The following is a 25,018-nucleotide window of genomic DNA, read 5'->3' as shown; positions in this document are numbered from 1 at the left end:
CCCCTGAAGGTGGGTCCACCGGTCCGATCCAACGGGGCACGGGGAACTGCGCGAACAGCCCCCACACACCCGCAGCCGCCCACGAATCAGAACCCACCGAGCTACCGGGCGACAGAACCCTGCCGCTCCGGGGTCTCCACCTCGACGGCCACCTCCACGGCCGTCTCCCCGCCCAGCACCCGCCTCGCCCGCTCCAGATCCAGCGCCCCCTCCCAGCGGGACACGGCGAACACCGCGACGCAGTTGCCGAGCAGGTTCGTGACGACCCGCATCGAGTCCATGATCCGGTCCACGCCCAGCAGCAGCGCCACCGCCCCCGCGGGGATCGCCCCCAGCGAGGAAGCCGTCGCGGACAGCGCGAGGAAGGCGGAGCCGGGGATGCCCGCCATGCCTTTGCTGGTCAGCATCAGCACCAGGACCACGGTGATCTGCTGCCCCACCCCGAGGTCGACGCCCACCGCCTGCGCGATGAACAGCGTGCCGATGGAGAGGTAGAGCGAGGCGCCGTCGAGGTTGAAGGAGTACCCGGTGGGCAGCACCAGCCCCACCGCGTCGTCCCGTGCCCCGGCTGCGCGCAGCTTCTGCATCACGCGCGGCATCACGGACTCCGTGGACGCCGTACCGAGGGCGAGCAGCATCTCCTCACGGATGTAGCGCAGGAACTTCCACAGGCTCAGCCCGGTGACGATCCGCAGGGCGACGGCCAGCAGCACGATGAACAGCGCGGCGGCGACGTAGCACAGGACGATCAGCTTGGCGTACGTCTCGATCACGCCCAGCCCGTACTGGCCGATCAGGACGGCCATCGCGCCGAACACCGCGATCGGGGCCAGCCGCATCACGAAGCCGACGACCGCGAAGATGATCTCCTGCGCCTGTTCGACGGCGGGCAGCACCTGCGGCACCTTCGTGTGCCCGAGGTGCAGCAGCGCGGCGCCCACCAGACAGGCCAGGACGAGGACTTGGAGCAGGGAGTTCTCGGCGAAGGCGCCGATGAAACTGGTCGGCAGCGCGTTCAGGACGAACTCCGTGGTCGACGGCAGCGCACCGCCGCCGGTCTTCGCGTCGACCGCCTTCGCACTGAGCGTGGCCGGGTCCACGTGCATCCCGGCACCGGGCTGCACGACATTGGCCGCGAGCAGCCCGATGAGCAGGGCGAACGTGCTCGCCACCTCGAACCAGACCAGCGCCTTCAGGCCGATCCGGCCGAACGCCTTGAGGTCACCGGCCTTGGCGATGCCGACGACGACCACACAGAACACGAGCGGGGAGATGATCGTCTTGATGAGCCGCGTGAAACCGTCGCCGAGGGGCTGCAGATCGGCGGCGAAGCCGGGCCACAGCCTCCCGACGACGATTCCGAGCACGAGCGCGCAGAGGACCTGCGCGAACAGAGAGGTACGCAGTATGTGTGCGACGCGTCGTGGGGCGGACGTGACGGACGACGGCACGGGCACTCCTTGTGGGGGGACGTCAACCTCGCAGCAGCCGGAGAGACTTCTGCGATACGGAAAGCGGCTTCCGTGACGATCACTTTCGGGGCGCCGTTGATCCCGTCAGAAACCTCCGTGTTGCGCACACGTAAATCCCGTCCCATGTGACCCATCGCACACACTCGGCTCAGCAGCGCGAGCGGTCCTCCGTGAGCACCCCCTGAACGGTCGTCAGGGAGCGGTCGTAGCACCCTCCGGCCCCGTACAGCCGGTACCGCTCGCTCGTCGTGCCGACCGCGTGCCGCTGGTCGCGTGGAACCCCGGTCGTGTACGTGGCGTCACCGCTGACCGTGTCGTCCAGTCGCGACCAGCCGGTGCGCCGGCCGCCCCGCGTCTGGCTCACCGCAGCCCTGTCGCCGAGGGTCAGCACGGTGCGCAGCCGGGCGTCGTCGCCGATCGTGGTCGAGCCGTCCATCGTGTACGTCCGGTGCGAGGCCGTCGTCACGGCCGGTCCGCGCCCGTCGACGGTGACGGACTCGTCGTCGGTCCAGGTGGCGTCGAGGCCGTCGACGTTCTCGCCGTCGGTCCAGCGGTGCACGGAGGTGTTGGCCAGTGCGCGGCGGACGGTGGTCGTCACCCGGCCGTGCGAGGTGTCGACATATCCGGAGACGGTCAGCGCGTGGCCGGCCACGGTGTCCACCCGTTCCGGCGAACCGGCGGTGTAGGTGGAGGAGTTCGTGAGGGTCCCCGACCGGTTCTCGATCAGCTTGCCCGTCACCTGCGCCCTCTTGGCGTCCTGCCACACCAGCACATTGACCGGTGCGCTCCAGCCGCTCTGCCCCTCGGGCACGCCCACGACCGAGACCTCGAGCTTGTGCGGACGGCCGTCGTCGAGAAGGCCGGCGAAGGGGGTGAGGTCGTACTCGATCGGCTTGACGTCGAAGGCGCGGGGGCCCGGAATCACGTACCAGAGGAAGGGGTTGGACCAGCCTCCGGTCCACACGTGCGGGAACGGCGCGGCGATTCCGGCCAGTTGGCCGTCGACCTTGATCCGGACCTCCCGGTAGGGGCCGCCGTCGGCCTGGCAGGAGTACGGCGCCTTGTCGGGCACCGCCAGGTACCAGAACTCCTCGCAGCCGCCGCCCGATCCGGTGGCGTAGACCTCGGCGAGGACGCGTTCGCTGTTGCGCGGGGTGGTGAGGGTGTTGCCGTCGCCGAGGGTGAGGACCTTGTCGGGGGTCGCGGCGGCGGTCGGTCTCCCGGCGTAGAAGGTGAGCGTGACCTTGACGTCGATCACGCCGGTGTAGGTGTCGTCGACGACGTTCCCGATGAGCATCTCGACGTCCTGGCTGCGGCGGAAGGTGTCGCTGTACCGCGTGACGTCCTTCTCCACGGACCAGGCGATGCCGTCGGGCGAGGGCTCGGGGGTGGAGGTACGGAGGATCTCGACGCCGCCGACGTGCAGATAGCCGAGCCGGTCGTACTGCCGCCCCTTGACCTTGCCCTCGAGGCGCAGCACGACCTTGCTCCAGCGGTCGCCGCAGCCCGAGGGCGGGGTGTAGGTGCCCTTGTAGGGGGTGAAGTCCCGGAACTGCGCCTCGGCGAGGGTGACCTGGCAGGACGTGCCGTGCGGCTTCGCCACGGGCGGGGCCGCGGTGACCGGGTCGTGCCAGTCGGTGCCGAACTCGGCGGGTACGTCGGCGGACTGGGCCGGCCCCGCCCCGAGGAGGACACTCGCCAGGAGGGTGGCCCAGGCGAGCATGAACATGACGATCCGTCTCTTCATGGCCGGTGTTCTACGGCGAGTCACCCCCTTATGGCAATGAGGCCTCAGGCCTCCGTCAGCAGGAGGACCGGAGCTCCTCCGGGCGGAAAACCGTTTGCCAGCGCCCACGCTGCGAGGCGAACCTGTCACGGTTTGCTGCCGCCGCGAGCGGTTCCCTCCACCCCCCTGACACGAGCCACCGGGACGTCAGTCGTCATGCAGATTCAAGACCTTCCCTATCCCGATCCCGGCGTTCCGGACGCGCGTTCGGGTCCCCGATTCCTGTGGTGGCTGGGCCGCAATCAGCTGGGCGGACAGGTCAAGTCGCTCGCCTGGGGGCTGTTGCACTTCGTGGCGGTCTCCGGGCTGCCGTTCTGCGTGGGCCTGAGTGTGCAGGCCGTGGTGGACCGTTCCGGCACCCGGCTGGCCCTGACGGGCGGGCTGCTGGCGCTGTGCGGTTTCTGCATCGCGCTGGGCGACACCTTCCTGCACCGCACGGCCGTCACCAACTGGATCACCGCCGCCGCCCGGGTGCAGCAACTGCTCGCCCGCAAGGCTGCCGTGCTGGGCTCCGCGCTGACCCGGCGCGTGGCGGCCGGTGAGGTCGTGGCCGTCTCCACCGGTGACGTGGAGAAGATCGGCTGGTTCGTGGAGGCGGTCTCCCGGTTCACCGCGGCGGCCCTCACCGTGGTCGTGGTCTGCGTCGCCCTCGTCCTCTACCAGCCGGCGCTCGGCGTGGTCGTCGCCGTGGGCGTACCGGTGGTGGCGCTGGCCGTGCTGCCGCTGCTGCCCCGGGCCACCCGGCGGGCCGACTTCCAGCGCGAGAAGGCCGGCCGCGCCACCGAGCTGGCCTCGGACACGGTCGCCGGCCTGCGCGTACTGCGCGGCATCGGCGGCGAGGACCTGTTCCTCGACCGCTACCGCCGTGCCTCCCAGGAGGTCCGCCACGCCGCCGTGCGCAGCGCCCGCATGTGGTCCCTGATCGCCGCCGTCCAGGTCCTGCTGCCGGGCGTGCTGATGATCGTCGTGGTCTGGTACGGCGTCCATCTGGCCCAGCAGGGGCGCATCACCATCGGCGAACTGGTCACCGTCTACAGCTCGGTGATGGTGCTGAGCTATCCGCTCCAGCACTTCCACGAGATCGCCATGGCCTACTCCTTCTCGCGCCCCTCGGCCAAGCGGGCCGCGCGGGTGCTGTCGCTGGAGCGGGCCACGGACACCGAGGGCGTGCGCGGGGCCGACGTGCCGAGCGGGGATCTGTACGACCCCGCGACCGGTCTGCTGGCCCCCGCCGGCCGGCTCACCGCGGTGGTGTGCGGCGACCCGGACGCGGCGGGCCTGCTCGCCGAACGGCTGGGCGGCCACCCGGCGGACCAGGCCACGTCCGTCCTGCTGGGCGGGGTGCCCCTCGACGAGCTGCCGCTGGACACGGCCCGCACGGCCGTCCTCGTCCAGGACAAGGACCCGGTCCTGCTGTCCGGTTCGCTGCGCGAACTGCTCGACGTGCCCGCCTCGGGGAACGTCAGCGCCCAGGACGCGCTGGCGGCCGCGCAGTGCGAGGACGTGCTGGAGGCGCTGGCCCAGGCGTCGCTGGACGCAGAGGACCCCATGGACACGCGGATCACCGAGCGCGGACGGTCGCTGTCCGGCGGGCAGCGGCAGCGGCTCGCGCTGGCCCGGTCGCTGATCACCGACCCGGAGGTGCTGGTGCTGGACGAGCCGACCTCGGCCGTCGACTCGCACACCGAGGCACGGATCGCGCAGGGCGTACGCGGGCTGCGGGAGGGGCGCACGACCGTGGTGTTCACCTCCTCGCCGCTGCTGCTGGACCACGCCGACCGGGTCGTGCTGGTGCACGAGGGCCAGGTCATGGCGGTCGGCGTGCACCGCGAACTGGTGCACGACGAGCCCCGCTACCGGGCCGTGGTGACCCGGGAGACCGACGAAGAGGCCGTGCTGAGCGGCGTACTGAAGGAACTCGAAGAGATCGAGGAGACAGCATGATCGGCGTGGCGCCACCGGCCTACGACCCGGCGGCCCCGAAGACGGCGAACACCCTGCCGATCGGCGCCCCCGCGACCGTACGCGCGTATGTGGCCGAGCTGTTCCGCCGGCACCGGCGTGCCTTCCTGGTCCTGATCGGCGTCAACACGGCGTCCGTCATGGCCTCGTTGGTGGGCCCGTGGCTGCTCGGCGACCTCGTGCAGCGGGTGTCGGACGGCGCGCGGGAGCTTCATCTCCCGCTCGTCCTGTCGCTGTTCGCGCTGGCGCTGGCGGTCCAGGCGGTGTTCGTGCGCGAGGTGCGGCTGCGCGGGGCGATGCTCGGCGAACGGATGCTGGCCGACCTGCGCGAGGACTTCCTCGTCCGGTCGGTCGGACTGCCCCCGGGTGTCCTGGAACGGGCCGGAACCGGCGATCTGCTGTCCCGGATCACCACCGACATCGACCGGCTGGCCAACGCGATGCGCGAGGCCGTACCGCAGCTGGCGATCGGCGTGGTGTGGGTGGTACTGCTGCTCGGCGGTCTCGTGATCACGGTGCCGCCGCTGGCTCCGGCCGTACTGGTCGCCGTGCCGCTGCTGGTGGCCGGCTGTCGCTGGTACTACAAGCGGGCACCGTCCGCCTACCGCTCCGAGGCGGCGGGATACGCCGCCGTGGCCGCCGCCCTCGCCGAGACCGTGGACGCCGGACGCACCGTCGAGGCCCACCGCCTCGGCGACCGCCGGATCGAGCTGTCGGAGCGCCGGGTCAGGGAGTGGACGGCCTGGGAGCGCTACACGCTGTGGCTGCGCTCGGTCCTCTTCCCGGTCATCAACCTCACCCACGCCACCGTGCTCGGCTCGGTGCTGATGATCGGCGGCGTGTTCGTGCTCCGGGGCTGGATCGAGGTCGGCCAGCTGACGACGGGCGCCCTGATCGCCCAGATGCTCGTGGACCCGGTCAATCTCATCCTGCGCTGGTACGACGAGCTGCAGGTGGCCCAGGTGTCGCTGGCCCGGCTGGTGGGTGTGCGGGACATCGAACCGGGCGCCGGGGACGAGTCCCTGGCACCCGACGGACGCGACGTGCGCGCCGAGCGGGTGCACTTCGGCTACCGCGAGGGCGTCGACGTGCTGCGCCAGGTCTCCCTGGAGGTCGCCCCGGGCACCCGGCTGGCGCTGGTCGGCCCCTCGGGCGCGGGCAAGTCCACTCTGGGCCGGCTGCTCGCCGGGATCTATGCACCCCGGGACGGCCGCATCACCCTCGGCGGCGCGGAACTGTCCCGGATGCCCGCCGAACGCGTCCGCTCGCATGTGGCCCTGGTCAACCAGGAGCACCACGTCTTCGTGGGCTCTCTGCGCGACAACCTGCTGCTCGCGCGGACCGACGCGGTGGACGCCGAGCTGTGGGCGGCCCTCGGGGCGGTCGACGCCGACGGCTGGGCGCGGGCTCTGGACGACGGCCTGGACACCGAGGTCGGCTCCGGCGGGACCGCGCTCACCCCGGCGCAGGCCCAGCAGATCGCGCTGGCCCGGCTGGTGCTGGCCGACCCGCACACGCTGGTCCTCGACGAGGCGACCTCGCTGCTGGACCCGCGAGCGGCACGTCACCTCGAACGCTCCCTCGCCCGGGTCCTCGACGGCCGCACCGTCGTCGCCATCGCCCACCGCCTGCACACCGCCCACGACGCCGATGTCATCGCCGTCGTGGAGAACGGCCGCATCAGCGAACTGGGCAGCCACGACGACCTGGTCGCAGCCGAGGGCGCGTACGCGGCACTGTGGCACTCCTGGCACGGGTGATCCGGGGAGCGCGGGACCGAGTGGGCCGGGAGACGCGGGTTCGGGTGGGCCGGGAGGCACGGGTTCGGGTGGGCCCGAAGCCGCGGGGCCGGGAGCGCGGAGGCGCGAGCCCGGAAGCCCGGAGGCGCGAGCCCGGAGGCCCGAGCCCGGAAGCCCGGAGGCCCGAGCCCGGAGGCGCGAGGCCGGGAGGCCGGAGGCGCGAGGCCGGGAGGCCGGTGCGGCGCAGGGGTGAGGTGGGGAGCGCGGGAGCGGGCGGGCCGGGGCCGCCCCGGACCGGCGCACGGGTGAGCCGGGGAGGCGCGGGGATCGAGTGGGCTCATGGGCGCACCGGTGAGCCGGGAGACGCCGGAGCGGAGTGGGCCCATGGGGCGCACCGGTGAGCCCGCGCCCGTCGGCACGGACCCGACCCGGCCACCGGCGTGCAGGCCCACGGGCCTTCCTCACGGTCCCCGGCGTCTCCTCGCCCCGTGCCGTTGCGCGGTGCCGAACGGGGGTGGAAGTCTGGATACCGGCACCGGCTCGGGGAGTGCCCGGGGACCGTGGACGCGTCCCCGGCACGGCCTGTGCTCCGCGCCCGGTGGCGACACCCGGCGTGGTGAGGGCCGGTCCCCACCACCTGGAGGTACCCGTGAACAGCGCCGACGGATGGGGAGACGACGTCTACCAGCCCGACGGAGACGACCAGCGTGAGGACACGGGGCTGCTCGACTCCGAGGACACCCTGGAGTACGACGGTGTGGGAGACCCCCTCGACCGCGGCTGGTCCCCTCCGGAGCGGCCCTGGGCCGTGGAGCACCTCGGTGTGACGGCCGCCGAACGGCGGGTCGGGGAGACGCTGGACCAACGGCTCGCCGAGGAACTGCCCGACCTCACCAACAGCGAGGGCGACGGTCTGGGCGACTGCGACGGCACCGACGGGGAACTCCTGGACAACGAGGTCGGCGCGGTCCGCTCCGGCCGGCTCGTGGCCCCCGACGAGGGCGCGCACGAGGACGAGGAGAGCGCGCTGGTCGCCACCGACGTGGGCATCGACGGCGCGGCGGCCTCCGCCGAGGAAGCCGCCATGCACATCGTCGACGAGGACGCGCTGTCCGGCTGATCCACCTTTACCGCTGACGGCAAGGAGCAGGCATGCAGCAGGACAAGCACCCCGACTACCACCCCGTCGTCTTCCGCGACCGCGCCGCCGGCTACGCCTTCCTCACCCGGTCCACCGCGAGCAGCGACCAGACCATCGAGTGGGACGACGGCGAGACCTACCCGGTGGTGGACGTGGAGATCTCCTCGGAGAGCCACCCCTTCTACACCGGCAAGGCCCGCACCGTGGACTCGGAGGGCCGCATCGCCCAGTTCGAACGCCGCTACGGCTCGGGCGCGGGCCAGGGGACCTGAGCGGGGCCGGGCTGCTGGGGGACGGCCGCTGCGGCGGAGGGAGCCTGGGCGGAGGGCGCCTTCTTCTACATCCCGCTCGCCGTGATGGGCCGCCCGTCGGCCGGGGTGTCCCCGGCCCAGCAGTGGAGGCGCCGACCGGGTCGGCCGGGCTGGGGCCGGTTTTCGGGGCCCGCTCAGATGAAGTTCAGTGCCGCCGCGCAGCCCACCCCGCCCAGCAGCATGAACGCCGGCATCAGCACCTTCAGCTCGACCCAGCTGCCCGCCCGGAACCGCATGATCTTGGGCGGGCCCACGGGGTACCAGCGCTTGCGGCCCACCGGGATCGGCCACAGGATCGGGCAGCCGGAGACGGTCAGCGCGTCGCCGATGTCGTGCACTATCGCCCCCAGCACGATCGGCAGCCCCAGCCACAGGTACTGCTGGCCCGGCTGCGTGAACAGCCAGTCCGAGCCGTTGCCCGGCTTGTCCAGTATCCCGGCGAGGATCCAGGCGCTGGTCCCCGCCAGCAGCCACACCAGGACATCGCTGCTGGAGCCGCGGGCCGCCCGCCACAGCAGGCCCTCGATGGCCAGCACCATGTGGACGAAGAGGATGGCGAGGACCGCCCAACGGCCACCCGTCACGGCCGCGGCCGCCGTACCCCCACCGATCAGGACGGCCCACAGCCAGGTGTGAGTGAGCGTGCGGTGGCCGCCGGACCGGCGCGGGTCGCCCTGCTTCCTCGTCGCCTTGTAGACGGCGTAGGAGAGCTTGTCGACGATCTCGCACAGCCCGCGCGAGAGCGGACCGAACGCCCTGGAGATGGTGGCCGCCTTGTGGTCGAGGTCCGGGGCGAGGGCCGCTCCGGCGCAGATCAGGGCACCGACCAGGAGGACCGGCCAGGGCATCGGGTGTCCCGCCGCGGCGGCCGCGGCACCGACGCCGAGCCAGGCCGCGGCCCCCGACAGTGAGTGTGCTGGTCCCATCATGGCCGTTCCCCGCCCCATTCCTCGTGTACCGCTGTCCAGTTGACCGGGTGCGCTGACGCTCCGTCGGCGACACAGCGTACTGGTCGTGATCTTCGACCTCGCATCCGATTCCCCTATGGAGGAGGACGCCAGGCAAGATGGGTCCGTGACACTCATCGATCAGCTTCCTTCGACCGCCGACCCCGACGCCCTCTACGAAGCCTTCGACTCGTGGGCCCAGGAGCGCGGTCTGACGCTCTACCCCCACCAGGAGGAGGCGCTGATCGAGGTGGTCTCCGGCGCGAACGTGATCGTGTCGACACCCACCGGCTCCGGCAAGAGCATGATCGCGGCGGGTGCCCACTTCGCCGCGCTGGCCCGCGACGAGGTCACCTTCTACACGGCGCCGATCAAGGCGCTGGTCTCGGAGAAGTTCTTCGAGCTGTGCAAGATGTTCGGCACCGAGAACGTGGGCATGCTGACCGGCGACGCGTCCGTCAACGCCGACGCACCCGTCATCTGCTGCACCGCCGAGGTGCTGGCGTCGATCGCGCTGCGCGACGGCAAGGACGCGGACGTCGGCCAGGTGGTCATGGACGAGTTCCACTTCTACGCGGAGGGCGACCGCGGCTGGGCCTGGCAGATCCCGATCCTGGAACTCCCCCAGGCGCAGTTCATCCTGATGTCGGCGACGCTCGGCGACGTGTCCTTCTTCGAGAAGGACCTCACGCGCCGCACCGGCCGCCCCACGTCGGTGGTCCGCTCGGCCACCCGCCCGGTGCCCCTCTCCTACGAGTACCGGCTCACCCCGCTCACCGAGACCCTCACCGATCTGCTGGAGACCAGGCAGGCGCCGGTCTACATCGTGCACTTCACGCAGGCCCAGGCCGTGGAGCGGGCGCAGGCGCTGATGAGCATCAACATGTGCTCGAAGGAGGAGAAGGAGCAGATCGCCGAGCTGATCGGCAACTTCCGCTTCACCACCAAGTTCGGCCGCAACCTCTCCCGCTACGTCCGACACGGCATCGGCGTCCACCACGCCGGCATGCTGCCCAAGTACCGGCGCCTGGTGGAGAAGCTCGCGCAGGCCGGCCTGCTGAAGGTCATCTGCGGTACCGACACCCTCGGCGTGGGCGTCAACGTCCCCATCCGCACCGTGCTCTTCACGGCGCTGACCAAGTACGACGGCAACCGGGTGCGCACGCTGCGGGCGCGCGAGTTCCACCAGATCGCGGGCCGGGCCGGGCGGGCGGGCTTCGACACGGCGGGCTTCGTCGTCGCGCAGGCGCCCGAGCACGTCATCGAGAACGAGAAGGCCCTCGCGAAGGCGGGCGACGACCCGAAGAAGCGTCGCAAGGTCGTGCGCAAGAAGGCGCCGGAGGGCTTCGTCGGGTGGACGGAGAACACCTTCGAGAAGCTCATCGCCTCCGAGCCGGAGCCGCTGACCTCGCGGTTCCGGGTGACGCACACGATGCTGCTGTCGGTGATCGCCCGCCCGGGCAACGCCTTCGAGGCGATGCGGCATCTGCTGGAGGACAACCACGAGCCGCGCAAGCAGCAGCTGCGGCACATCCGCCGGGCCATCGCGATCTACCGCTCGCTGCTGGACGGCGGCATCGTCGAGAAGCTCGACACGCCGGACGCCAGCGGCCGCATCGTCCGTCTCACCGTGGACCTTCAGCAGGACTTCGCGCTCAACCAGCCGCTGTCCACCTTCGCGCTCGCCGCGTTCGAACTCCTCGACCCCGAGTCGCCGTCCTACGCCCTGGACATGGTCTCCGTGGTCGAGTCGACGCTGGACGACCCCCGGCAGATCCTCGTCGCCCAGCTCAACAAGGCGAAGGGCGAGGCCGTGGCCGCGATGAAGGCGGACGGCGTCGAGTACGAGGAGCGCATGGAGCGCCTCCAGGACATCAGCTACCCCAAGCCCCTGGAGGAACTGCTCTTCCACGCGTACAACACGTACCGCAAGAGCCATCCGTGGGTCGGTGACCATCCGCTGTCGCCGAAGTCCGTCATCCGCGACATGTACGAACGGGCGCTGTCCTTCACGGAGTTGGTGTCCTTCTACGAGCTGGCCCGCACCGAGGGCATCGTGCTGCGCTACCTCGCCAGCGCCTACAAGGCCCTCGACCACAACATCCCCGACGACCTGAAGTCCGAGGACCTGCAGGACCTCATCGAGTGGCTCGGCGAGACGGTCCGCCAGGTCGACTCCAGCCTGCTGGACGAGTGGGAGCAGCTGGCGAACCCGGAGGAGATGACCGCCGAGGAGGCCCAGGAGAAGGCGGACGAGGTCAAGCCCGTCACCGCCAACGCGCGTGCCTTCCGCGTCCTGGTCCGCAACGCCCTGTTCCGCCGCGTCGAGCTCGCCGCCCTGGACCAGGTGGAGGAGCTGGGCGAGATGGACGCCGACTCCGGCTGGGACGCGGAGGCGTGGGGCGAGGCGATGGACAAGTACTGGGACGAGTACGACGACCTCGGCACCGGCCCCGACGCCCGCGGCCCGAAACTGCTGGTGATCCAGGAGGAGCCGCAGAACGGTCTGTGGCGGGTCCGGCAGATCTTCGACGACCCGAACGACGACCACGACTGGGGCATCAGCGCGGAGATCGACCTCGCGGCCTCCGACGCGGAGGGCCGTGCGGTCGTCCGTGTCACCGACGTCGGACAGCTGTGAGCCAAGGAGCGACGCACCCATGACGAACCCGGCCGAGAGACTGGTGGACCTGCTCGACCTGGAGCAGATCGAGGTCAACATCTTCCGTGGCCTGAGCCCCCACGAGTCCCTGCAACGGGTCTTCGGCGGCCAGGTGGCGGGCCAGGCGCTGGTCGCCGCCGCCCGCACCACGGACGGCGACCGCCCTGTGCACTCGCTGCACGCGTACTTCCTGCGCCCGGGGCGGCCGGGCGTGCCGATCGTGTACCAGGTCGAGCGGGTCCGCGACGGCAGGTCGTTCACCACGCGCCGGGTCACCGCCGTGCAGCAGGGCCGCACGATCTTCAATCTCACCGCCTCCTTTCACAAGCCTGAGGAAGGTCCCTTCGAGCACCAGCTGCCGCCGGCCCGCAAGGTCCCGGACCCGGAGTCCCTGCCGACGGTCGTGCAGGAGATCCAGGAGCATCACGGCGCGCTGCCGGAGCAGTTGGAGCGAATGGCGCGCCGTCAGCCCTTCGACATCCGCTACGTGGACCGTCTGCGCTGGACCCCGGAGGAGATCAAGGAAGCCGAGCCGCGCAGTGCCGTGTGGATGCGCGCGGTCGGACCGCTGGGCGACGACCCGGTGGTGCACACCTGCGCGCTGACCTACGCCAGCGACATGACCCTGCTGGACGCCGTGCGCATCCCGGTCCAGCCCCTGTGGGGTCCGCGGAGCTTCGACATCGCGTCGCTGGACCACGCCATGTGGTTCCACCGGCCGTTCCGCGCGGACGAGTGGTTCCTGTACGACCAGGAGTCGCCGATCATGACGGGCGGCCGGGGCCTGGCCCGTGGGCGGATCTACGACGTGGAGGGACGCCTGCTGGTGTCCGTGGTCCAGGAGGGCCTGTTCCGGCCGCTGTAGGTCAGGGGTTTCTGCGGCGCAGCCAGCCGAGCAGCCCCCGGAAGCGCTCGCCGGCGTCGACAGTGGGCGGGGCCGGCTCCGCCGACGCTGGTACTCGGTGCATCCGTTCCTCCCGCGTCTGGGGAGCCGGCCGCGTCGGTTCCTCTGCCGCTGCGGGCGTCGGCCTCGGCTCCTCCGCGGCCGTCTGCGCCTGCCGGGGCCGTGGTGCCGGGTGCTGTGTGCGGGCGATGTCCAGTGCGTGCGCGAGGTCGGCGCGGAACCAGCCGATCTCGTCCGGTTCGTCGGCCTTGAGGATCCGCTCGGCGAGCTCCGCGGTGGGTGAGCCGGGGGCGCCGTAGGACACGGGCTTGGGCAGGAACCGGCTCAAGTGGGCGTGCTCGTACGGGTCCTTGACGATGTCCGCGACCTGGACGGGGTCGAGCAGCGAGGCCACCGCCGCCGCCCTGGCCCAGGGGTGGCCCGCGGCCTGCCGGGTCAGGAACCCGAGCCGGCGACCGCGCCAGTTGCGCCGCCGCGCGTCCATGCCCTCCTCCAGCTTCTGGCGCAGATCGGCATGCGTACGGCCGCTCAGGAGGGGCGTGTTGTCCTCGTCGGCCGCGAACTGCCGTAGCTCGTCGGCCAGATAGAGCCAGACCACGGCCCGATAGCGATTGAGGTAGAAGCGCACCGGCACGATCATGCCCAGCCGGGCGAGCCGGGTGAACCTGCCGGTGGAGACCTCCAGCAGAGCCGCGGCCGCCGTGGTGCCGACGACCTCGACGCGTTTCAGCAGTGTCTCGGGAAATTCGTCCTGGGCACGCAGCCGGTCGATCTCGGCGCGGGTGACGCGCCGTCCGCCCCCGCCCTCGTCGGGGACGGTACGGACGAGTCCGAGATCGGCCGCGAGGTCGAACTCGCCTCGTTTCAGCCCCAGTTCCCGCGCGGCGCGGCTGGGTGTGTACGCCTGGGCGGTCGATGGCGTGACGATGTTGCCCGACATGATCTCTCCCCCGTGGAGTAGGCGGCCGCCGCCGTTCGTGCGGCCTGGGAAAAACCGTAGCCGCTGGGGCGGATCTCGTGGCGGGCCTGTGGATAACTCCACGGGAGAGGGAGAATCAGCAGGTCAGGCGTCTGGGAACGGGGATCGGTCGGGCTGTCGGGCCTCCACGTCGAGGTGTTCGCCTACGCGGTTGACGAGCAGGGTCATCTCGTAGGCGATCTGCCCGATGTCGGCCTCCGCGGCGCTGAGGACGCACAGACAGCTGCCGGTCCCGGCGGCGGTGACGAACAGCACCGCGTCGTCGAACTCGACCATCGTCTGCCGTACTCTGCCCGCGCCGAAGTGGCGTCCCGAGCCCTTGGCCAGGCTGTGCAGCCCGGACGAGACGGCGGCGAGATGCTCGGCGTCCTCGCGCCGCAGGCCCGTGCTCGCTCCCGTCACCAGCCCGTCGTTGGACAGGACCAGCGCATGTCGCACATGTTCGACGCGCTCGGTCAGGTCGTCCAGCAGCCAGCCAAGTGTCTGGTTCTGCGCCATGTTCCGGATCTCCCCGTGTGACGACTCCCCCTGGCCGGAGGATCTCTCGTCAGCCTTCCCCACCATTGCGCCCGCGGGCAAGGAGGATGGGGGCATGGCACAGAAGATGACCGATGAGGAATGGCGGGCGTTCGTCTCGGACGGCACCCGCACCGCGAAATTGTCGACCGTCCGGGCCGACGGGAGTCCGCACGTGACGCCCATCTGGTTCGTCCTGGACGGCGACGACCTGGTGTTCAACACCGCCAAGACCAGCGTGAAGGGGCGGAACCTGGCCCGGGACGGGCGGGCGGCGCTGTGTGTGGACGCCGACCGGCCGCCGTACGACTTCGTCGTGCTGCAAGGGCGCGCCCACATCTCGGAGGACCTCGAGGAGGTGCGGTACTGGGCCACCCGCATCGGCGCGCGGTACATGGGCGAGGACCGGGCCGAGGAGTTCGGGGCGCGCAACGGCGTGCCGGGCGAACTCCTCGTGCGCGTCACGATCGACAAGGTCCTGGCGGAGAAGGCCGTCGCGAACTGACGTCGGTCAGCCGACCGAGTCCAGCAGCCGGGCGGTGTGCATCCGCCCGGCGTACTCGACGAGCCGGATCAGCACCTCCTTCCCGGAGTCGCGGTCCCGGGCGTCGCAGAGCACCACCGGAGTCCCCTGGTCGAGGTCGAGGGCGCGTGAAACGTCCTGTGCGTTGTAACGGCGGGCGCCGGAGAAGCAGTTGACGGCCACCACGAACGGGATGTGCCGGTGCTCGAAGTAGTCCACGGCGGGGAAGCAGTCCTCGAGGCGCCGGGTGTCGGCGAGGACCACGGCACCGAGGGCCCCTTGTGACAGTTCGTCCCACAGGAACCAGAAGCGGTCCTGGCCCGGGGTGCCGAAGAGGTAGAGCGACAGGCCGGAACGGATGGTGATGCGGCCGAAGTCCATGGCGACGGTGGTCGTGACCTTCTGGTCCACGCCGTCGGTGTCGTCCACCCACTGCCCGGCCTCGCTGAGCAGCTCCTCCGTGCGCAGCGGCCGGATCTCGCTGACCGCGCCCACCAGGGTGGTCTTGCCCACGCCGAATCCGCCGGCGACCAGTATCTTCAGCGCCAGCGCGGCCGTCTCGCCGCCGTCGGCGTCGGAGTGCTCGGAGACCATGGATCACTTCTCTCGGGAGTGCCGACAACGGTCGGCATCGGTCGAAATCAGCATCATGACAACTGCGTCCCTTCTCCGTGGGATTGGACCGCTTTTTGCCCGATGCGACCGACCGGTACCTGTTCGGTGTCCGGGTGGGTGCACAAGTCGGGACCGTCCGTGCCCGGGTGGTTGTGAACTGTCGTCTACAGCGCGCGCAGCCCCTCGATCACCTCGCGCAGAATCCGTTCGTCGGGAAGCTGGGCGGGCGGTACCGGGCGGCTGACGGTGACGCAGCCCAGTTCGAGCAGGTCGCCCAGAAGCACCCGGACCACGCCGACGGGCAGGTCGGCTCCCGCGGCGAGCTCGGCGACCGACTGGGTCTCGGTGCGGCACAGGTCGAGCAGGGCCCGGTGCTCCGGACCGAGCCCGCCCACCTCGTCGGGGCCGGGCGCGCCGGCGTCCAGCGTGACCAGGGCGATCAGGTCGAAGCGGACCCCCGTGGGGCCAGGCCTGGTGCGTCCGCCGGTCATGGCGTACGGCCGTACGAGAGGCCCGGCCTCGCCGTCGTACCACTGGCTGCCCGGCTGCTGCTGCCCGGCGCCGGTCCTGTCGTCGCTCATGTCGCGCGGACCGCCTCTCGCGTCAACCGGCGGCCGGGGGCCGCGCGGCGACGCGCGGCGCCGTGTACAGGTGCTCGCCGACCCGTTTGACCAGCCGGGCCATCTCGTAGGCGACCAGGCCGATGTCGGCGGTCACGGCGGTGAGCACGGCGAGGCAGGAGCCGTCGCCTGCCGCGGCCACGAACAGGAAGCCGTCGTCCATCTCCACCATGGTCTGGCGCACCCCGCCCGCGCCGAAGTGCCGTCCCGCCCCCTTGGCCAGGCTGTGGAAGCCCGAGGCGACCGCGGCGAGGTGTTCTGCGTCCTCGCGGCGCAGGTCGGTGGACGCGCCCACGGCGAGCCCGTCGTTGGACAGGACCACCGCGTGCCGCACCTCGGTCACGCGCAGCACCAGGTCGTCCAGCAGCCAGTCGAGTTCGCCGGACTTTCCCCACTCCCGGCTTCGCTCGTGCGGGGGGACCCCCATGTCTGCCCTCGTGTTCGGATCCTGGATCATGCGCGATCTCCTTCGCTGCTGTCGCTGCGCGCTGTGTGGTCGGGTGTGGCACCGCGGCCGAGCTGCCTGCCGCCGCCGCGCGCCCAGCCGTCGCGGTAGGCCGCCATGCGGTCGCGCACGACCTCGGGGGTGCGCTGGTCCTCGTGGCGGGGGCCGGAGTTCTGGGTGGCCGGTTTCTCGGTGCGTCGCTCGCGCAGTTGGGGGGCGAGGCTGGCCTGGCGTACCCGGCGGGGCAGGTCGTCGTTGTCCTCGGCGTCGTCCTGGGGTCGGTGCAGGCGCAAGGTGGTGACTCCGGGAGGTGGGGGTTCGGCCGCCCTGTTCGCCGCCGCCGCTGCGGGGGCCGCGAGGGCGGGCCGCTCGGCCAGGGCCGGTACGGACTCCTGCCGCTCGGCGCCGGGTACGCGCGCGTACTCGCGTTCCTCGTGGCGTTCCGCCTCGGCGGCGGCCCTGCGGGGGGAACGTTCCGCCGCGCCGCCGTGCAAAAGGGCGGTGGGCAGCAGTACGACCGCGGTGGTGCCTCCGTAGGGGGAGGTGCGCAGGTGCACCTTGATGCCGTGACGGGCGGCGAGCCGGCTGACCACGAACAGCCCGAGCCGGTCGCTGTCGAAGAGGTCGAGGGCCTCGGACTGTTCGATGCGGCGGTTGGCCTCGGCGAGGGTCTCGCCGCCCATGCCCAGACCCCGGTCCTCGACCTCCACGACGTAGCCGTTGCCGACGGGTTCGCCGGTGATGCGCACGCGCGTGTGCGGCGGCGAGAACTGGGCGGCGTTCTCGACGAGTTCGGCGAGCAGATGGGTGAGGTCGGCGACGGCCGCGCCGATGACGGCCGCCTCGGGGAGCTGGCGTACCTCCACGCGCGCGTAGTCCTCGACCTCGGACACGGCCGCGCGCACCACGTTGGTCAGGGAGACCGGCATGCGCCAGGCCCGGCCGGGTGCGGCGCCGGAGAGGATGATCAGGCTCTCGGCGTGGCGCCGCATACGGGTGGTGAGGTGGTCGAGGCGGAACAGGTCGCTGAGTTCGTTGGGGTCGTCGGAGCGGCGCTCCATGCTGTCCAGGAGGCTGAGCTGGCGGTGGACGAGGATCTGGCTGCGGCGGGCGAGGTTGACGAACACCCCGGAGATGCCACTGGCGAGCTCCGCGCGCTCGATGGCGGCCCGCAGGGCGGCACGGTGCACGGTGCCGAGCGCTTCGGCGACCTGTCCGGTCTCGTCCTCGGCGGGTGGTCCCGGCGGGGCCTCGGCCTCGACGTCGATCTCCTCGCCGGCGCGCAGCTTGCGCATCGCCTCGGGCAGGTTGCGGCGGGCGATCTCCAGGGCGCTGTTGCGCAGGCTGACCAGTTCGACGACGAGACCGCGGCCGATGCGTACGGAGATGACGAGCGAGGCGGCCACGGCTGCGAGGCCGAAGAGAACGGCGGCGCCGGCCGGGGTGAGCAGTCCGCGCGTGAACGGGTCGGCGCGCTCGGCGACTCCGTGTCCCGCGTCGGCCTCGATCATGCGCATGCCGTCCTGCACGCGCGTGTGTGCCTTGTCCCAGGTGTCCTCCGGTGCCGCTGCCTGCAGCGGGCCCGGGGCGCCGTCGACGATCCGGTCCTCCGCGTCGCCGAGGGCGGTGTAGGCGCTGTCGGCGGCGAGAGTGTGCCAGGCGTCGCGCTCGGAGCCGCTCAGGTCGGCGACGGCGGCCTCGGTGAGGGTGCGTCGGGTCTGCGCGGCACCGGTGAACAGACGCAGCCGTTGCCCGCTCAGGCCCTCGGCAGGGCGCGCACCGGCGAGGATCGCGTCCTCCTGGGCCAGTGACTCGCCCGCGCGGGAGAACTCGAGCAGTACGCGCGCGTCGGAGCCGAGGTCGGCGTCCTGGATGCCGGTGAGGGCGCCGTCCACCGCGAAGGCGTCGGCGACGGTCCTGGTGTACCGGCGGTACGTTTCAGCCCAGTCGGCGCGGCGGTCGAGAACCTGGCTGCGCAGGGCACGCAGCTGCTCGGCGCCGGTGACGAAGGCCCGCAGCCGCCGGGCCACTCCGGTGGGCAGCTCGGTGCTGTCGGCGACGGTGTGGTCGTCACCGAGGCGCAGCCTGGCCACGGCGTCGTCGGTGCGCTCGGTGAGTTTCATGTAGCCGCCGCGCTGCCCCACGGACGGGGCGGAGGCGTATCCCACGGCGGCCGTTCGTTCGGCCTGCAGCGCGGCGACGGCCGTGCCGACGGGTGAGCGGATCTCGGTGTCGACGCGTTGCAGCTGACGCAGCCGGGAGACGTCCTGGGCGGTGGTGACGGTGGCGTAGGCCCACAGGGCGAGCAGCGAGACGACCGGCACCATCAGCAGACAGACGATCTTGGCGCGGACGGTGCGGGGGCGTATTCGCCAGGGCCCCCCGCGCGCGGGCGGATCCTGCGGCACCGCGCCGAGGGGTTCCTCCGTGCTTTCGTCGGCCGGCGGTCCCGCGTGGGCGCGACGGCCGCGCACGGGAGGCGAGGGCGGCGCCTCGGCGCCGGTGGTGGGGCTCCTACGGGGTGTACGCATGGACTCCTCGCTCAGGAGTGGTTCGTGGGCGTGCCGTCGGCGCCGGATCCGGCACTAGCCGGGGACGCTCTCGACCGGCCGTTGCGCCGAGGCGGAGGCCTCGCGCTCCCCCGTCGTCGGTGACAGCGCGACGAAGGCGGAGGTCAGGAACAGGTAGGACCCGAGGCCGACGGCGAGGGGGAAGATGAACTGCATCGCCGTGGCCCCGGGCAGGGGCTGGCTCGAGGGGGTGACCCGGACGCTCACCGCGAACATCCCGGTGTAGTGCATGCTGCTCACGGCGGCGCCCATGATCAGGGAGGCGACGGTGACGGCGACGGGCGACTTGATGTTGAGTGCCGCCCACAGGGCCGCCGTGGCGGCGACGACGGCGATCAGCACGGAGAGGCCGACGAGGGCCGGGTCGTAGCTGACGTGTCCGTGCAGCCGTACCGCCGCCATGCCCAGGTAGTGCATGCTCGCGACGCCGAGTCCGGTGGTGAGTCCGCCGAGGAACAGCGCCCGGTTGCGGTCCCGGCTGTAGCCGACGGCGAAGACACCGGCACACACGACCAGGACGGCGACGAGCAGGCTGGCGATGGTGAGCGGCACGTCGTAGCGGATCTCGGTGCCGCTCACGCCGAAACCGAGCATGGCCACGAAGTGCATGGTCCAGATGCCGGTGCCGATCGCGGATGCGGCGGTGATCAGCCAGTTGCGGCGCGAGCGGCCGGTGGCGCCGAGGGCGCGAACGGTGCAGCGCAGCCCGAGCGCGGCGCCTATGCAGGCCATCACGTACGACAGTACGGGGGTCAGCCAGCCGAAGGTGGCGTGGTCCAGGTGTCCCATGGCCCCGGGACGGTAGCCCCGTCACGGGTGCACAAAGGGGGCGCATTTCGAAAAGTGTTGGAATATGACGCAGAGAGGTAGCTGAGCGACCGCGTCGCGCTCGAACGTGTGCGCAGCGGCGTCATCCCTGTCGGTGAGAGATCATGCGGTCATGAGTGAGGAGCACACCCACGTCCAGGACTTCTTCGGCACCCGCGCCGCCGGCTGGGACAGCAGGTTCCCCGACGACGGTCCCGCCTACACGGCGGCGGTGGCCGAGCTCGGGCTGCGCGAGGGCGACCGGGTGCTCGACGCGGGCTGCGGCACCGGGAGGGCACTGACGCCGCTGCGCGCGGCCGTGGGGGCCTCGGGGGTGGTCGTAGGAGCCGATCTGACACCGGAGATGCTCCAGGCCGCCGTGCGGGCCGGCAGGGACCGTGACGGGCGGCTGCTGCTCGCCGACGTGGCCGCGCTGCCGCTGCGGTCGGCCGCGCTGGACGCGGTGTTCGCCGCGGGGCTGATCGCGCACCTTCCTCAGCCGGGCGAGAATCTGCGGGAGTTGCGGCGCGTGACGCGTCCCGGCGGCACGCTCGCGCTGTTCCATCCCATCGGCCGCGCCGCGCTCGCGGCCCGCCAGGGGCGGCAGATCACCCCGGACGACCTGCGCGCCGAGCCCAACCTCGGCCCTCTGCTGGCCGGTTCGGGCTGGCGGATGACCTCGTACGTCGACGAGGACAGCCGCTTCCTCGCCCTGGCCGTGCGCGTGGACTGACGGTCACAGCCGGCCCGCGACCGCCGCCACGACGGCGTCGGGGTTGTCGAACATGACGACCGGCCGCTGCGCGCCGAGGAACTGCCCGATCATTTTCGGCATGGCCTGCTGACCATCGCCCGGGCCACCTCGCGGGCCGAGCTCAGCCGGCTGCGGGACACCATCGCCTCACTCGGCGGATGACCCCTCCTGGCGCCGCACCGGGCATCCTCCGAAGCCGGGGACAGGACGTGTGCCCAACCGATTCAGCTCGTAGCCGTTCGGGTAGCCCCTGACCTCCCGATTCTGGCGCGCGTAGTGGGGTGCCCTGCGTGGCGGCAACAGCCGGACGAGGCGGCCACGCGCGCGTACCGCACGACGTACGCACGCGCGCGTGACGGCGCCCGGAGGCGGGTAGCGGAAGGCCCGAAGGAGGTGGTCATCGAGCAGGGAGAGCGTGACGGTGCGCAGGAGGGGTGCGAGGGGACGCGGGTACCAGGAGGCCATCAGGGCCAGGGTGGCGTCCGAGACACGGCGCGCGTTCTCGTCCCAGGCGAAGTGGGCCTCCTCGTAGGCGTCGAGACAGGCCTCGAACTCCTCGTAGGACCCGGGGATGTCCTTGATGCCCATGTGCCGCCCCAGGGTGCGGTAGTGCTCGGCGGCGGCCACGGTCTCGTGCCGCGACAGCCGGCGCCAGCCGTAGGCGTCGATCCACCGCTTGGGCATGACCACGAAGGTGCACAGGACGTAGCGCATGTCGTCGTCGGCGATGTCGTAGGCGCGGTGCATCTGGTTGATCCGGCGGATCGCGGTGCGGCCCTGTTCGCCGGCGAAGCCGTGCTCGACGACCGCGTCCAGGAGCAGCGTGGTGTCGTCGTACCGCTTCTGAGAGCGCTCCGTCAGCTCCGCCGTCTCCGCCAGGAGCCGCCCGATGCTGGGTACCGCATAGGTGCGGTAGAGGGCCAGTTCGAGGGAGCGGGTGAAGTCCCACGGGAACTCGTGGGCCGCGCTGAGCCGGTAGATCTCGGAGGCGTCCCGGTACGGGTCCAGGCGCCGGATCTGTTCGAGGCGTTCGAAGCGGTTCACCGGGCCGTCCCCCTTCTGCCGCCGGAGCTCCAACTCTACGTTGAATGGCAGGAGATGGACGATCAGCGAGGGCAACCACGCAGGGGGAAGGCGGTCAGCATGTTGGGCAGGGTGCGCAAGTCCTGTGCCAGATTCCTCACCGCGGTGCGGGCGGAGATGAACCACGGCCGGGACAAACGTACACACAATCTTTTCGAAGCGGCCGCCGCGTACGTCTCGGCCTGCGCGGAGGACGACCAGGACCGCATCGACGAGGCGGCCGGCTGGGTGTCGCCGGAGGCGCTGTCCTTCGGGGTCAACGAGCTGGCGTGCAGGGCCGTCATCGCGCTGGCGCGGGAGCGCGACGAGTCGCCGCGGACCGTGGCGCGTGCGCTGCTGGGGCTTCCGGCGGCCTGAGGCGCCCCACGACGGATGGTCGATTCGCCCCGTCCAGCCGGAAAACAGCAGCTCCGGGTGGGCTTGCCAGTCGTGACAAGGAGCTTCCACGCGCATTAGGGTGCGCGCCGTTGGACGAACCGATGGGGAGGCTGGGATGGCCGGGACGGACGAGGACGCCGTCGCCGCCGCGGACGAGGCGCTCTATGTGCTCACGGCGGTACTGCTGACGCCGGCGAAGTTTCCGAGCGTGCTGGGCGACGACTATCCGGAGGCCTGCGCGGCGCTCGGCCTCGCGCCGCTCGCCGACGGATACGGCCTGGTGCTGGGCCAGGACGGGGACGGCGCCCGGTGGACGGTCGTCGTCGACGACGTCTCCCTGGTCGCCGTCGCCATCGCGTCCTGGGACTGCGGCATGGAGTACGACCTGTCGCCCGACGAACGTTCGGTCGTCGCCGCCCTGCCGGGCTGGCCCCTGGCGGTCGCCGTAGCGGCTCCCGGCGTGCCCGCACCGCATGACCCGGATCCCGAGACCGCGGACGGTCCGCCGCTGTCGCCGCCGGACACGGCGACCTGGGGACCCGCTCAGCGGCGCCTGGGCGCGGACGAGATAGCGCTGCAATGGGCCCTGTGGCGGGAGCAGATCGACGACGCCGACTTCGCCCCCCGCCCGGATCCGGCCGCCGCCGGGACGGCGGAGGAGACGGGGACCGCTGCCGGCCCGGCGGGCGGCGAGAAGGCGGCGGAGAGCGGTACGGCCGCCCGGAGCGAGGACGACGAGAAGGGCAAGGGGCACAGCGGCATCCGCCGTGTGCTCGCCGAGGCACGCGCGTACGTGGACTCGCCGCCGCCGCTCGGGCGGGTCCGGTCGTCCTTCGCCTCGGGGGACGCACGCACCCTGCGGGCCGACGGTCCGGGCTGGTCACTGGTGGCCAGGACCGACGACATCGCGTTCGTGCTGCTGGACGCGGAGCCCGGCGAGGTGCTGCCGGTGGGCCGTGGGCCGGAACTGCCCGGACTCCTCGAAGCGCTCGACAAGATGGCCGTCCGCCCGAGTTGAGCCCACCCGCACCACGATTCACCCGTCTGTTTCCAGCACCCATGTCGCGGCACCGTTCCGTGTGCTCCCACCCCATGGATGCCGCACGGCACGGATCGCAGCATGAGGCAGCCACAGGCGCCCCGCCCTGCCGGGACGCCCTTCCTCCCGTGCTGCCCTGGAGGCCGTCATGCGTCCGTCCCGTGCCGTTCCGCTCGCCGCCGTCACACTGGTGGCGGCGGCCCTGACCTGGCCGGCTGCCGCTACGGCCACGGCCGTCGGTGAGGGGCACTGCGCCCGGCAGGAGCGCGTCCAGGTGCCCGGTGCGGCCTTCCAGCGCGGCGCCTGTCTGCCGGACCTCACGACGACCGGGCTCGCCGGCACGCTATACACCGACATGGCCGACCAGGCGGGACTGACGGCCAAGGGCACCATCACCCCCTCCGGGGTGCCCGGGACACAGATCGACGGCTACTTCCCGGACTCCTCGCACTTCAACGCCACCCACGGCTGGCATCACGACGCGCAGTTCGTGATCCGGCTTCCGGACCAGTGGAACGGCGGCCTGGTGGTCACGGGCGCCCCGGGCACCCGCCGGCAGTACGCGACGGACACGGCGATCTCCGACCGGGTGATCGCCCGGGGTTACGCGTACGCGGCCACCGACAAGGGCAACAGCGGTGCCGACTTCTATCGCGACGGCACCCGGCCCGGCGACGCCGTCGCCGAATGGAACGCGCGCACCACCCAGCTCACCCGGGCGGCCAGGCGTGCGGTGGCCCAGCGTTACGGGCACGCCCCGCGCCGCACGTACATCACCGGCATCTCCAACGGCGGCTATGTCACCCGCTGGCAGCTGGAGCACCATCCGGAGCTGTACGACGGCGGTGTGGACTGGGAGGGCGCCCTGTGGACCGCCGACGGTCCGAACCTGCTGACCTCGCTGCCCACCGCGGTGGCGCGGATGCTGGGCTCGGCGCGGGACGAGGACATGTACGCGGTGGGTTTCGCGCGCGGCTCGGAGTTCCTGTGGCCCTACCATGAGAGCGCCTACTGGGGGGTCACCCAGAAGATCTATCGCGCCGAGTTCGACCCGGCCTACGACCCCGGCTGCCCCGGTCCGTCCGCCGGCGGCACGGCCGAGCGGATCCTGGCCCCCTGTGCGAGCGACGCTCACTACGACTACGCGTCTCGCCCCGCCTCCGTCCGTCGCGCCGTGGCCAGGGTGGCGCTGACCGGGCGCATCGGCAGGCCGTTGATCACGCTGCACGGCGACCTGGACGCCCTGTTGCCCAAGGCCGCCGACTCGGACGTGTACGCGCGCATGGTCGACGCGCGCGGGCGGGGCGTACTGCACCGCTCCTACACCATCGAGGGCGGCACGCATGTCGACGGGCTGTACGACACCTATCCGGACCGGCTGCGGCCGATCCTGCCGTGTTACCGGTCGGCGTTCGACGCGCTGGTCTCCTGGGTGGAGGAGGGCGTGCGGCCGCCCGCGGACCACACCGTCGCGCGGCCCGCGAGCGGCGATGTGGTCGACTCGTGCGCCCTGGACGACCGGGACGCTCTCGCGCGGTAGTGCCTCAGCGGCCGAGCTCCTTGCGGGTGACGCGGCGCAGCCTGCGCCGCTGGGAGGGGTCCAGGGTGAGGTAGGCGGCGGCCGGGACTCCCAGGACTATCAGGAGCGACACCCACCAGGGCAGCCAGAACAGCAGGATGATTCCGACCGCCACACCCCCCACGGCGATCTTCGCGTTCTTCGACATGTACGTCGCCTCCTTCGCGGCCACTGCCGCTCTCTGTC

General features: G+C 71.7%; 23 protein-coding genes and 1 pseudogene. 12 read left to right on the top strand and 12 right to left on the bottom strand.

Going from position 1 to position 25,018, the window contains the following annotated elements:
• Positions 1–101 precede the first annotated feature (101 nt).
• Together ACWCQ1_RS24380 and ACWCQ1_RS24375 are read right to left on the bottom strand one after the other, a co-directional pair.
• Positions 102–1,451: a cation:dicarboxylate symporter family transporter gene (locus ACWCQ1_RS24380; protein ID WP_451027370.1), complete on the bottom strand. Its 1,350-nt coding sequence runs from the start codon at positions 1,449–1,451 to the stop codon at positions 102–104.
• 169 nt (positions 1,452–1,620) lie between these two features.
• Positions 1,621–3,219 carry a peptide-N4-asparagine amidase gene (locus tag ACWCQ1_RS24375; RefSeq protein WP_451027369.1) on the bottom strand — a complete coding sequence of 533 codons (1,599 nt, stop codon included), beginning with the start codon at positions 3,217–3,219 and terminating at the stop codon, positions 1,621–1,623.
• A gap of 195 nt (positions 3,220–3,414) precedes the next feature.
• Here ACWCQ1_RS24375 and ACWCQ1_RS24370 point away from each other — a divergent pair, with 195 nt between their 5' ends.
• From ACWCQ1_RS24370 to ACWCQ1_RS24355, 4 genes are all read left to right on the top strand, one after another.
• The gene (locus ACWCQ1_RS24370) at positions 3,415–5,202 is read left to right on the top strand and encodes an ABC transporter ATP-binding protein (protein ID WP_358603555.1); all 1,788 of its coding nucleotides are present in this window, start codon (positions 3,415–3,417) and stop codon (positions 5,200–5,202) included.
• On the top strand, positions 5,199–6,980 hold the full coding sequence (locus ACWCQ1_RS24365; protein WP_451027368.1) for an ABC transporter ATP-binding protein: 1,782 nt from the start codon (positions 5,199–5,201) through the stop codon (positions 6,978–6,980). The genes ACWCQ1_RS24370 and ACWCQ1_RS24365 overlap by 4 nt, the downstream gene beginning before the upstream one ends.
• A 628-nt stretch (positions 6,981–7,608) precedes the next feature.
• Positions 7,609–8,079 carry a DUF5709 domain-containing protein gene (locus tag ACWCQ1_RS24360; RefSeq protein WP_358603549.1) on the top strand — a complete coding sequence of 157 codons (471 nt, stop codon included), beginning with the start codon at positions 7,609–7,611 and terminating at the stop codon, positions 8,077–8,079.
• Positions 8,080–8,111: 32 nt separating this feature from the next.
• On the top strand, positions 8,112–8,372 hold the full coding sequence (locus ACWCQ1_RS24355; protein WP_133046901.1) for a type B 50S ribosomal protein L31: 261 nt from the start codon (positions 8,112–8,114) through the stop codon (positions 8,370–8,372).
• Positions 8,373–8,545: 173 nt separating this feature from the next.
• Here ACWCQ1_RS24355 and ACWCQ1_RS24350 read toward each other — a convergent pair whose 3' ends face one another.
• A complete protein-coding gene (locus ACWCQ1_RS24350; protein WP_133046902.1) occupies positions 8,546–9,340 on the bottom strand; it encodes a metal-dependent hydrolase in 795 nt (264 codons plus the stop codon).
• A 145-nt stretch (positions 9,341–9,485) separates the two neighbouring features.
• Here ACWCQ1_RS24350 and ACWCQ1_RS24345 point away from each other — a divergent pair, with 145 nt between their 5' ends.
• Together ACWCQ1_RS24345 and ACWCQ1_RS24340 are read left to right on the top strand one after the other, a co-directional pair.
• Positions 9,486–11,999 (top strand): DEAD/DEAH box helicase, encoded by a 2,514-nt coding sequence (locus tag ACWCQ1_RS24345; RefSeq protein WP_451027367.1) that lies wholly within the window; start codon positions 9,486–9,488, stop codon positions 11,997–11,999.
• 19 nt (positions 12,000–12,018) lie between these two features.
• Positions 12,019–12,885, top strand: coding sequence for an acyl-CoA thioesterase (locus ACWCQ1_RS24340; protein ID WP_133046904.1), 867 nt, complete (start codon positions 12,019–12,021; stop codon positions 12,883–12,885).
• Between the two features lies 1 nt (position 12,886).
• On the opposite strand, the gene ACWCQ1_RS24335 is transcribed toward ACWCQ1_RS24340, so the two are convergent.
• Together ACWCQ1_RS24335 and ACWCQ1_RS24330 are read right to left on the bottom strand one after the other, a co-directional pair.
• Complete coding sequence (locus ACWCQ1_RS24335) at positions 12,887–13,864, bottom strand: DUF6397 family protein (RefSeq protein WP_358603541.1); 978 nt, start codon at positions 13,862–13,864, stop codon at positions 12,887–12,889.
• 123 nt (positions 13,865–13,987) lie between these two features.
• The gene (locus ACWCQ1_RS24330; protein ID WP_133046906.1) at positions 13,988–14,401 is read right to left on the bottom strand and encodes a roadblock/LC7 domain-containing protein; all 414 of its coding nucleotides are present in this window, start codon (positions 14,399–14,401) and stop codon (positions 13,988–13,990) included.
• Between the two features lie 94 nt (positions 14,402–14,495).
• Here ACWCQ1_RS24330 and ACWCQ1_RS24325 point away from each other — a divergent pair, with 94 nt between their 5' ends.
• Entirely contained in the window at positions 14,496–14,924 is a 429-nt protein-coding gene (locus ACWCQ1_RS24325) for a PPOX class F420-dependent oxidoreductase (RefSeq protein WP_358603537.1), read from the top strand.
• 6 nt (positions 14,925–14,930) lie between these two features.
• Here ACWCQ1_RS24325 and ACWCQ1_RS24320 read toward each other — a convergent pair whose 3' ends face one another.
• The 5 genes from ACWCQ1_RS24320 to ACWCQ1_RS24300 all read right to left on the bottom strand — a co-directional run bounded on the left by ACWCQ1_RS24320 (position 14,931) and on the right by ACWCQ1_RS24300 (position 19,981).
• The gene (locus ACWCQ1_RS24320; RefSeq protein WP_133046908.1) at positions 14,931–15,536 is read right to left on the bottom strand and encodes a GTP-binding protein; all 606 of its coding nucleotides are present in this window, start codon (positions 15,534–15,536) and stop codon (positions 14,931–14,933) included.
• A gap of 185 nt (positions 15,537–15,721) precedes the next feature.
• Positions 15,722–16,138 (bottom strand): DUF742 domain-containing protein, encoded by a 417-nt coding sequence (locus ACWCQ1_RS24315; RefSeq protein WP_133046909.1) that lies wholly within the window; start codon positions 16,136–16,138, stop codon positions 15,722–15,724.
• A gap of 22 nt (positions 16,139–16,160) precedes the next feature.
• Entirely contained in the window at positions 16,161–16,634 is a 474-nt protein-coding gene (locus ACWCQ1_RS24310; protein ID WP_451027366.1) for a roadblock/LC7 domain-containing protein, read from the bottom strand.
• On the bottom strand, positions 16,631–19,153 hold the full coding sequence (locus ACWCQ1_RS24305) for a nitrate- and nitrite sensing domain-containing protein (protein WP_451027365.1): 2,523 nt from the start codon (positions 19,151–19,153) through the stop codon (positions 16,631–16,633). The genes ACWCQ1_RS24310 and ACWCQ1_RS24305 overlap by 4 nt, the downstream gene beginning before the upstream one ends.
• A gap of 54 nt (positions 19,154–19,207) precedes the next feature.
• Positions 19,208–19,981, bottom strand: coding sequence for an MHYT domain-containing protein (locus ACWCQ1_RS24300; protein WP_133046911.1), 774 nt, complete (start codon positions 19,979–19,981; stop codon positions 19,208–19,210).
• Positions 19,982–20,132: 151 nt separating this feature from the next.
• On the opposite strand from ACWCQ1_RS24300, the gene ACWCQ1_RS24295 reads away from it, so the two are divergent.
• Positions 20,133–20,732: a class I SAM-dependent methyltransferase gene (locus ACWCQ1_RS24295; protein WP_451027364.1), complete on the top strand. Its 600-nt coding sequence runs from the start codon at positions 20,133–20,135 to the stop codon at positions 20,730–20,732.
• A gap of 57 nt (positions 20,733–20,789) precedes the next feature.
• Positions 20,790–20,915, top strand: a pseudogene (locus ACWCQ1_RS24290) (PadR family transcriptional regulator); the annotation flags it as partial.
• Here the strand turns inward: ACWCQ1_RS24290 and ACWCQ1_RS24285 are convergent.
• The gene (locus tag ACWCQ1_RS24285) at positions 20,901–21,797 is read right to left on the bottom strand and encodes an oxygenase MpaB family protein (RefSeq protein WP_451027363.1); all 897 of its coding nucleotides are present in this window, start codon (positions 21,795–21,797) and stop codon (positions 20,901–20,903) included. The pseudogene ACWCQ1_RS24290 and the gene ACWCQ1_RS24285 overlap by 15 nt on opposite strands.
• 99 nt (positions 21,798–21,896) lie before the next feature.
• Between ACWCQ1_RS24285 and ACWCQ1_RS24280 the strand changes: the two genes are divergently transcribed.
• The 3 genes from ACWCQ1_RS24280 (at position 21,897) to ACWCQ1_RS24270 (ending at position 24,793) form a co-directional block, all read left to right on the top strand.
• Positions 21,897–22,193: a hypothetical protein gene (locus ACWCQ1_RS24280; RefSeq protein WP_133046914.1), complete on the top strand. Its 297-nt coding sequence runs from the start codon at positions 21,897–21,899 to the stop codon at positions 22,191–22,193.
• A gap of 136 nt (positions 22,194–22,329) precedes the next feature.
• Positions 22,330–23,232, top strand: coding sequence for a hypothetical protein (locus ACWCQ1_RS24275; protein ID WP_133046915.1), 903 nt, complete (start codon positions 22,330–22,332; stop codon positions 23,230–23,232).
• Between the two features lie 169 nt (positions 23,233–23,401).
• Positions 23,402–24,793: a tannase/feruloyl esterase family alpha/beta hydrolase gene (locus ACWCQ1_RS24270; RefSeq protein WP_451027362.1), complete on the top strand. Its 1,392-nt coding sequence runs from the start codon at positions 23,402–23,404 to the stop codon at positions 24,791–24,793.
• 4 nt (positions 24,794–24,797) lie between these two features.
• Here the strand turns inward: ACWCQ1_RS24270 and ACWCQ1_RS24265 are convergent, their stop codons facing one another.
• Positions 24,798–24,980 carry a hypothetical protein gene (locus tag ACWCQ1_RS24265; protein ID WP_133046917.1) on the bottom strand — a complete coding sequence of 61 codons (183 nt, stop codon included), beginning with the start codon at positions 24,978–24,980 and terminating at the stop codon, positions 24,798–24,800.
• Between the last annotated feature and the right edge of the window lie 38 nt (positions 24,981–25,018).

The organism is Streptomyces sp. NPDC002144, assembly GCF_053593695.1.
The sequence above is the reverse complement of the archived record's forward strand: the minus strand, read 5'-3'. Positions and strand labels throughout refer to the sequence as shown.

Bases quoted from the DNA above. Each gene is read 5' to 3' on its own strand.
- ACWCQ1_RS24340 (WP_133046904.1), top strand. From the start codon at position 12,019: ATGACGAACCCGGCCGAGAGACTGGTGGACCTGCTCGACCTGGAGCAG.
- ACWCQ1_RS24365 (WP_451027368.1), top strand. From the start codon at position 5,199: ATGATCGGCGTGGCGCCACCGGCCTACGACCCGGCGGCCCCGAAGACG.
- ACWCQ1_RS24320 (WP_133046908.1), bottom strand. From the start codon at position 15,536: ATGGTCTCCGAGCACTCCGACGCCGACGGCGGCGAGACGGCCGCGCTG.
- ACWCQ1_RS24300 (WP_133046911.1), bottom strand. From the start codon at position 19,981: ATGGGACACCTGGACCACGCCACCTTCGGCTGGCTGACCCCCGTACTG.
- ACWCQ1_RS24265 (WP_133046917.1), bottom strand. From the start codon at position 24,980: ATGTCGAAGAACGCGAAGATCGCCGTGGGGGGTGTGGCGGTCGGAATC.
- ACWCQ1_RS24295 (WP_451027364.1), top strand. From the start codon at position 20,133: ATGAGTGAGGAGCACACCCACGTCCAGGACTTCTTCGGCACCCGCGCC.
- ACWCQ1_RS24275 (WP_133046915.1), top strand. From the start codon at position 22,330: ATGGCCGGGACGGACGAGGACGCCGTCGCCGCCGCGGACGAGGCGCTC.
- ACWCQ1_RS24280 (WP_133046914.1), top strand. From the start codon at position 21,897: ATGTTGGGCAGGGTGCGCAAGTCCTGTGCCAGATTCCTCACCGCGGTG.
- ACWCQ1_RS24370 (WP_358603555.1), top strand. From the start codon at position 3,415: ATGCAGATTCAAGACCTTCCCTATCCCGATCCCGGCGTTCCGGACGCG.
- ACWCQ1_RS24335 (WP_358603541.1), bottom strand. From the start codon at position 13,864: ATGTCGGGCAACATCGTCACGCCATCGACCGCCCAGGCGTACACACCC.
- ACWCQ1_RS24305 (WP_451027365.1), bottom strand. From the start codon at position 19,153: ATGCGTACACCCCGTAGGAGCCCCACCACCGGCGCCGAGGCGCCGCCC.
- ACWCQ1_RS24355 (WP_133046901.1), top strand. From the start codon at position 8,112: ATGCAGCAGGACAAGCACCCCGACTACCACCCCGTCGTCTTCCGCGAC.
- ACWCQ1_RS24350 (WP_133046902.1), bottom strand. From the start codon at position 9,340: ATGATGGGACCAGCACACTCACTGTCGGGGGCCGCGGCCTGGCTCGGC.
- ACWCQ1_RS24310 (WP_451027366.1), bottom strand. From the start codon at position 16,634: ATGATCCAGGATCCGAACACGAGGGCAGACATGGGGGTCCCCCCGCAC.
- ACWCQ1_RS24315 (WP_133046909.1), bottom strand. From the start codon at position 16,138: ATGAGCGACGACAGGACCGGCGCCGGGCAGCAGCAGCCGGGCAGCCAG.
- ACWCQ1_RS24325 (WP_358603537.1), top strand. From the start codon at position 14,496: ATGGCACAGAAGATGACCGATGAGGAATGGCGGGCGTTCGTCTCGGAC.
- ACWCQ1_RS24375 (WP_451027369.1), bottom strand. From the start codon at position 3,219: ATGAAGAGACGGATCGTCATGTTCATGCTCGCCTGGGCCACCCTCCTG.
- ACWCQ1_RS24330 (WP_133046906.1), bottom strand. From the start codon at position 14,401: ATGGCGCAGAACCAGACACTTGGCTGGCTGCTGGACGACCTGACCGAG.
- ACWCQ1_RS24270 (WP_451027362.1), top strand. From the start codon at position 23,402: ATGCGTCCGTCCCGTGCCGTTCCGCTCGCCGCCGTCACACTGGTGGCG.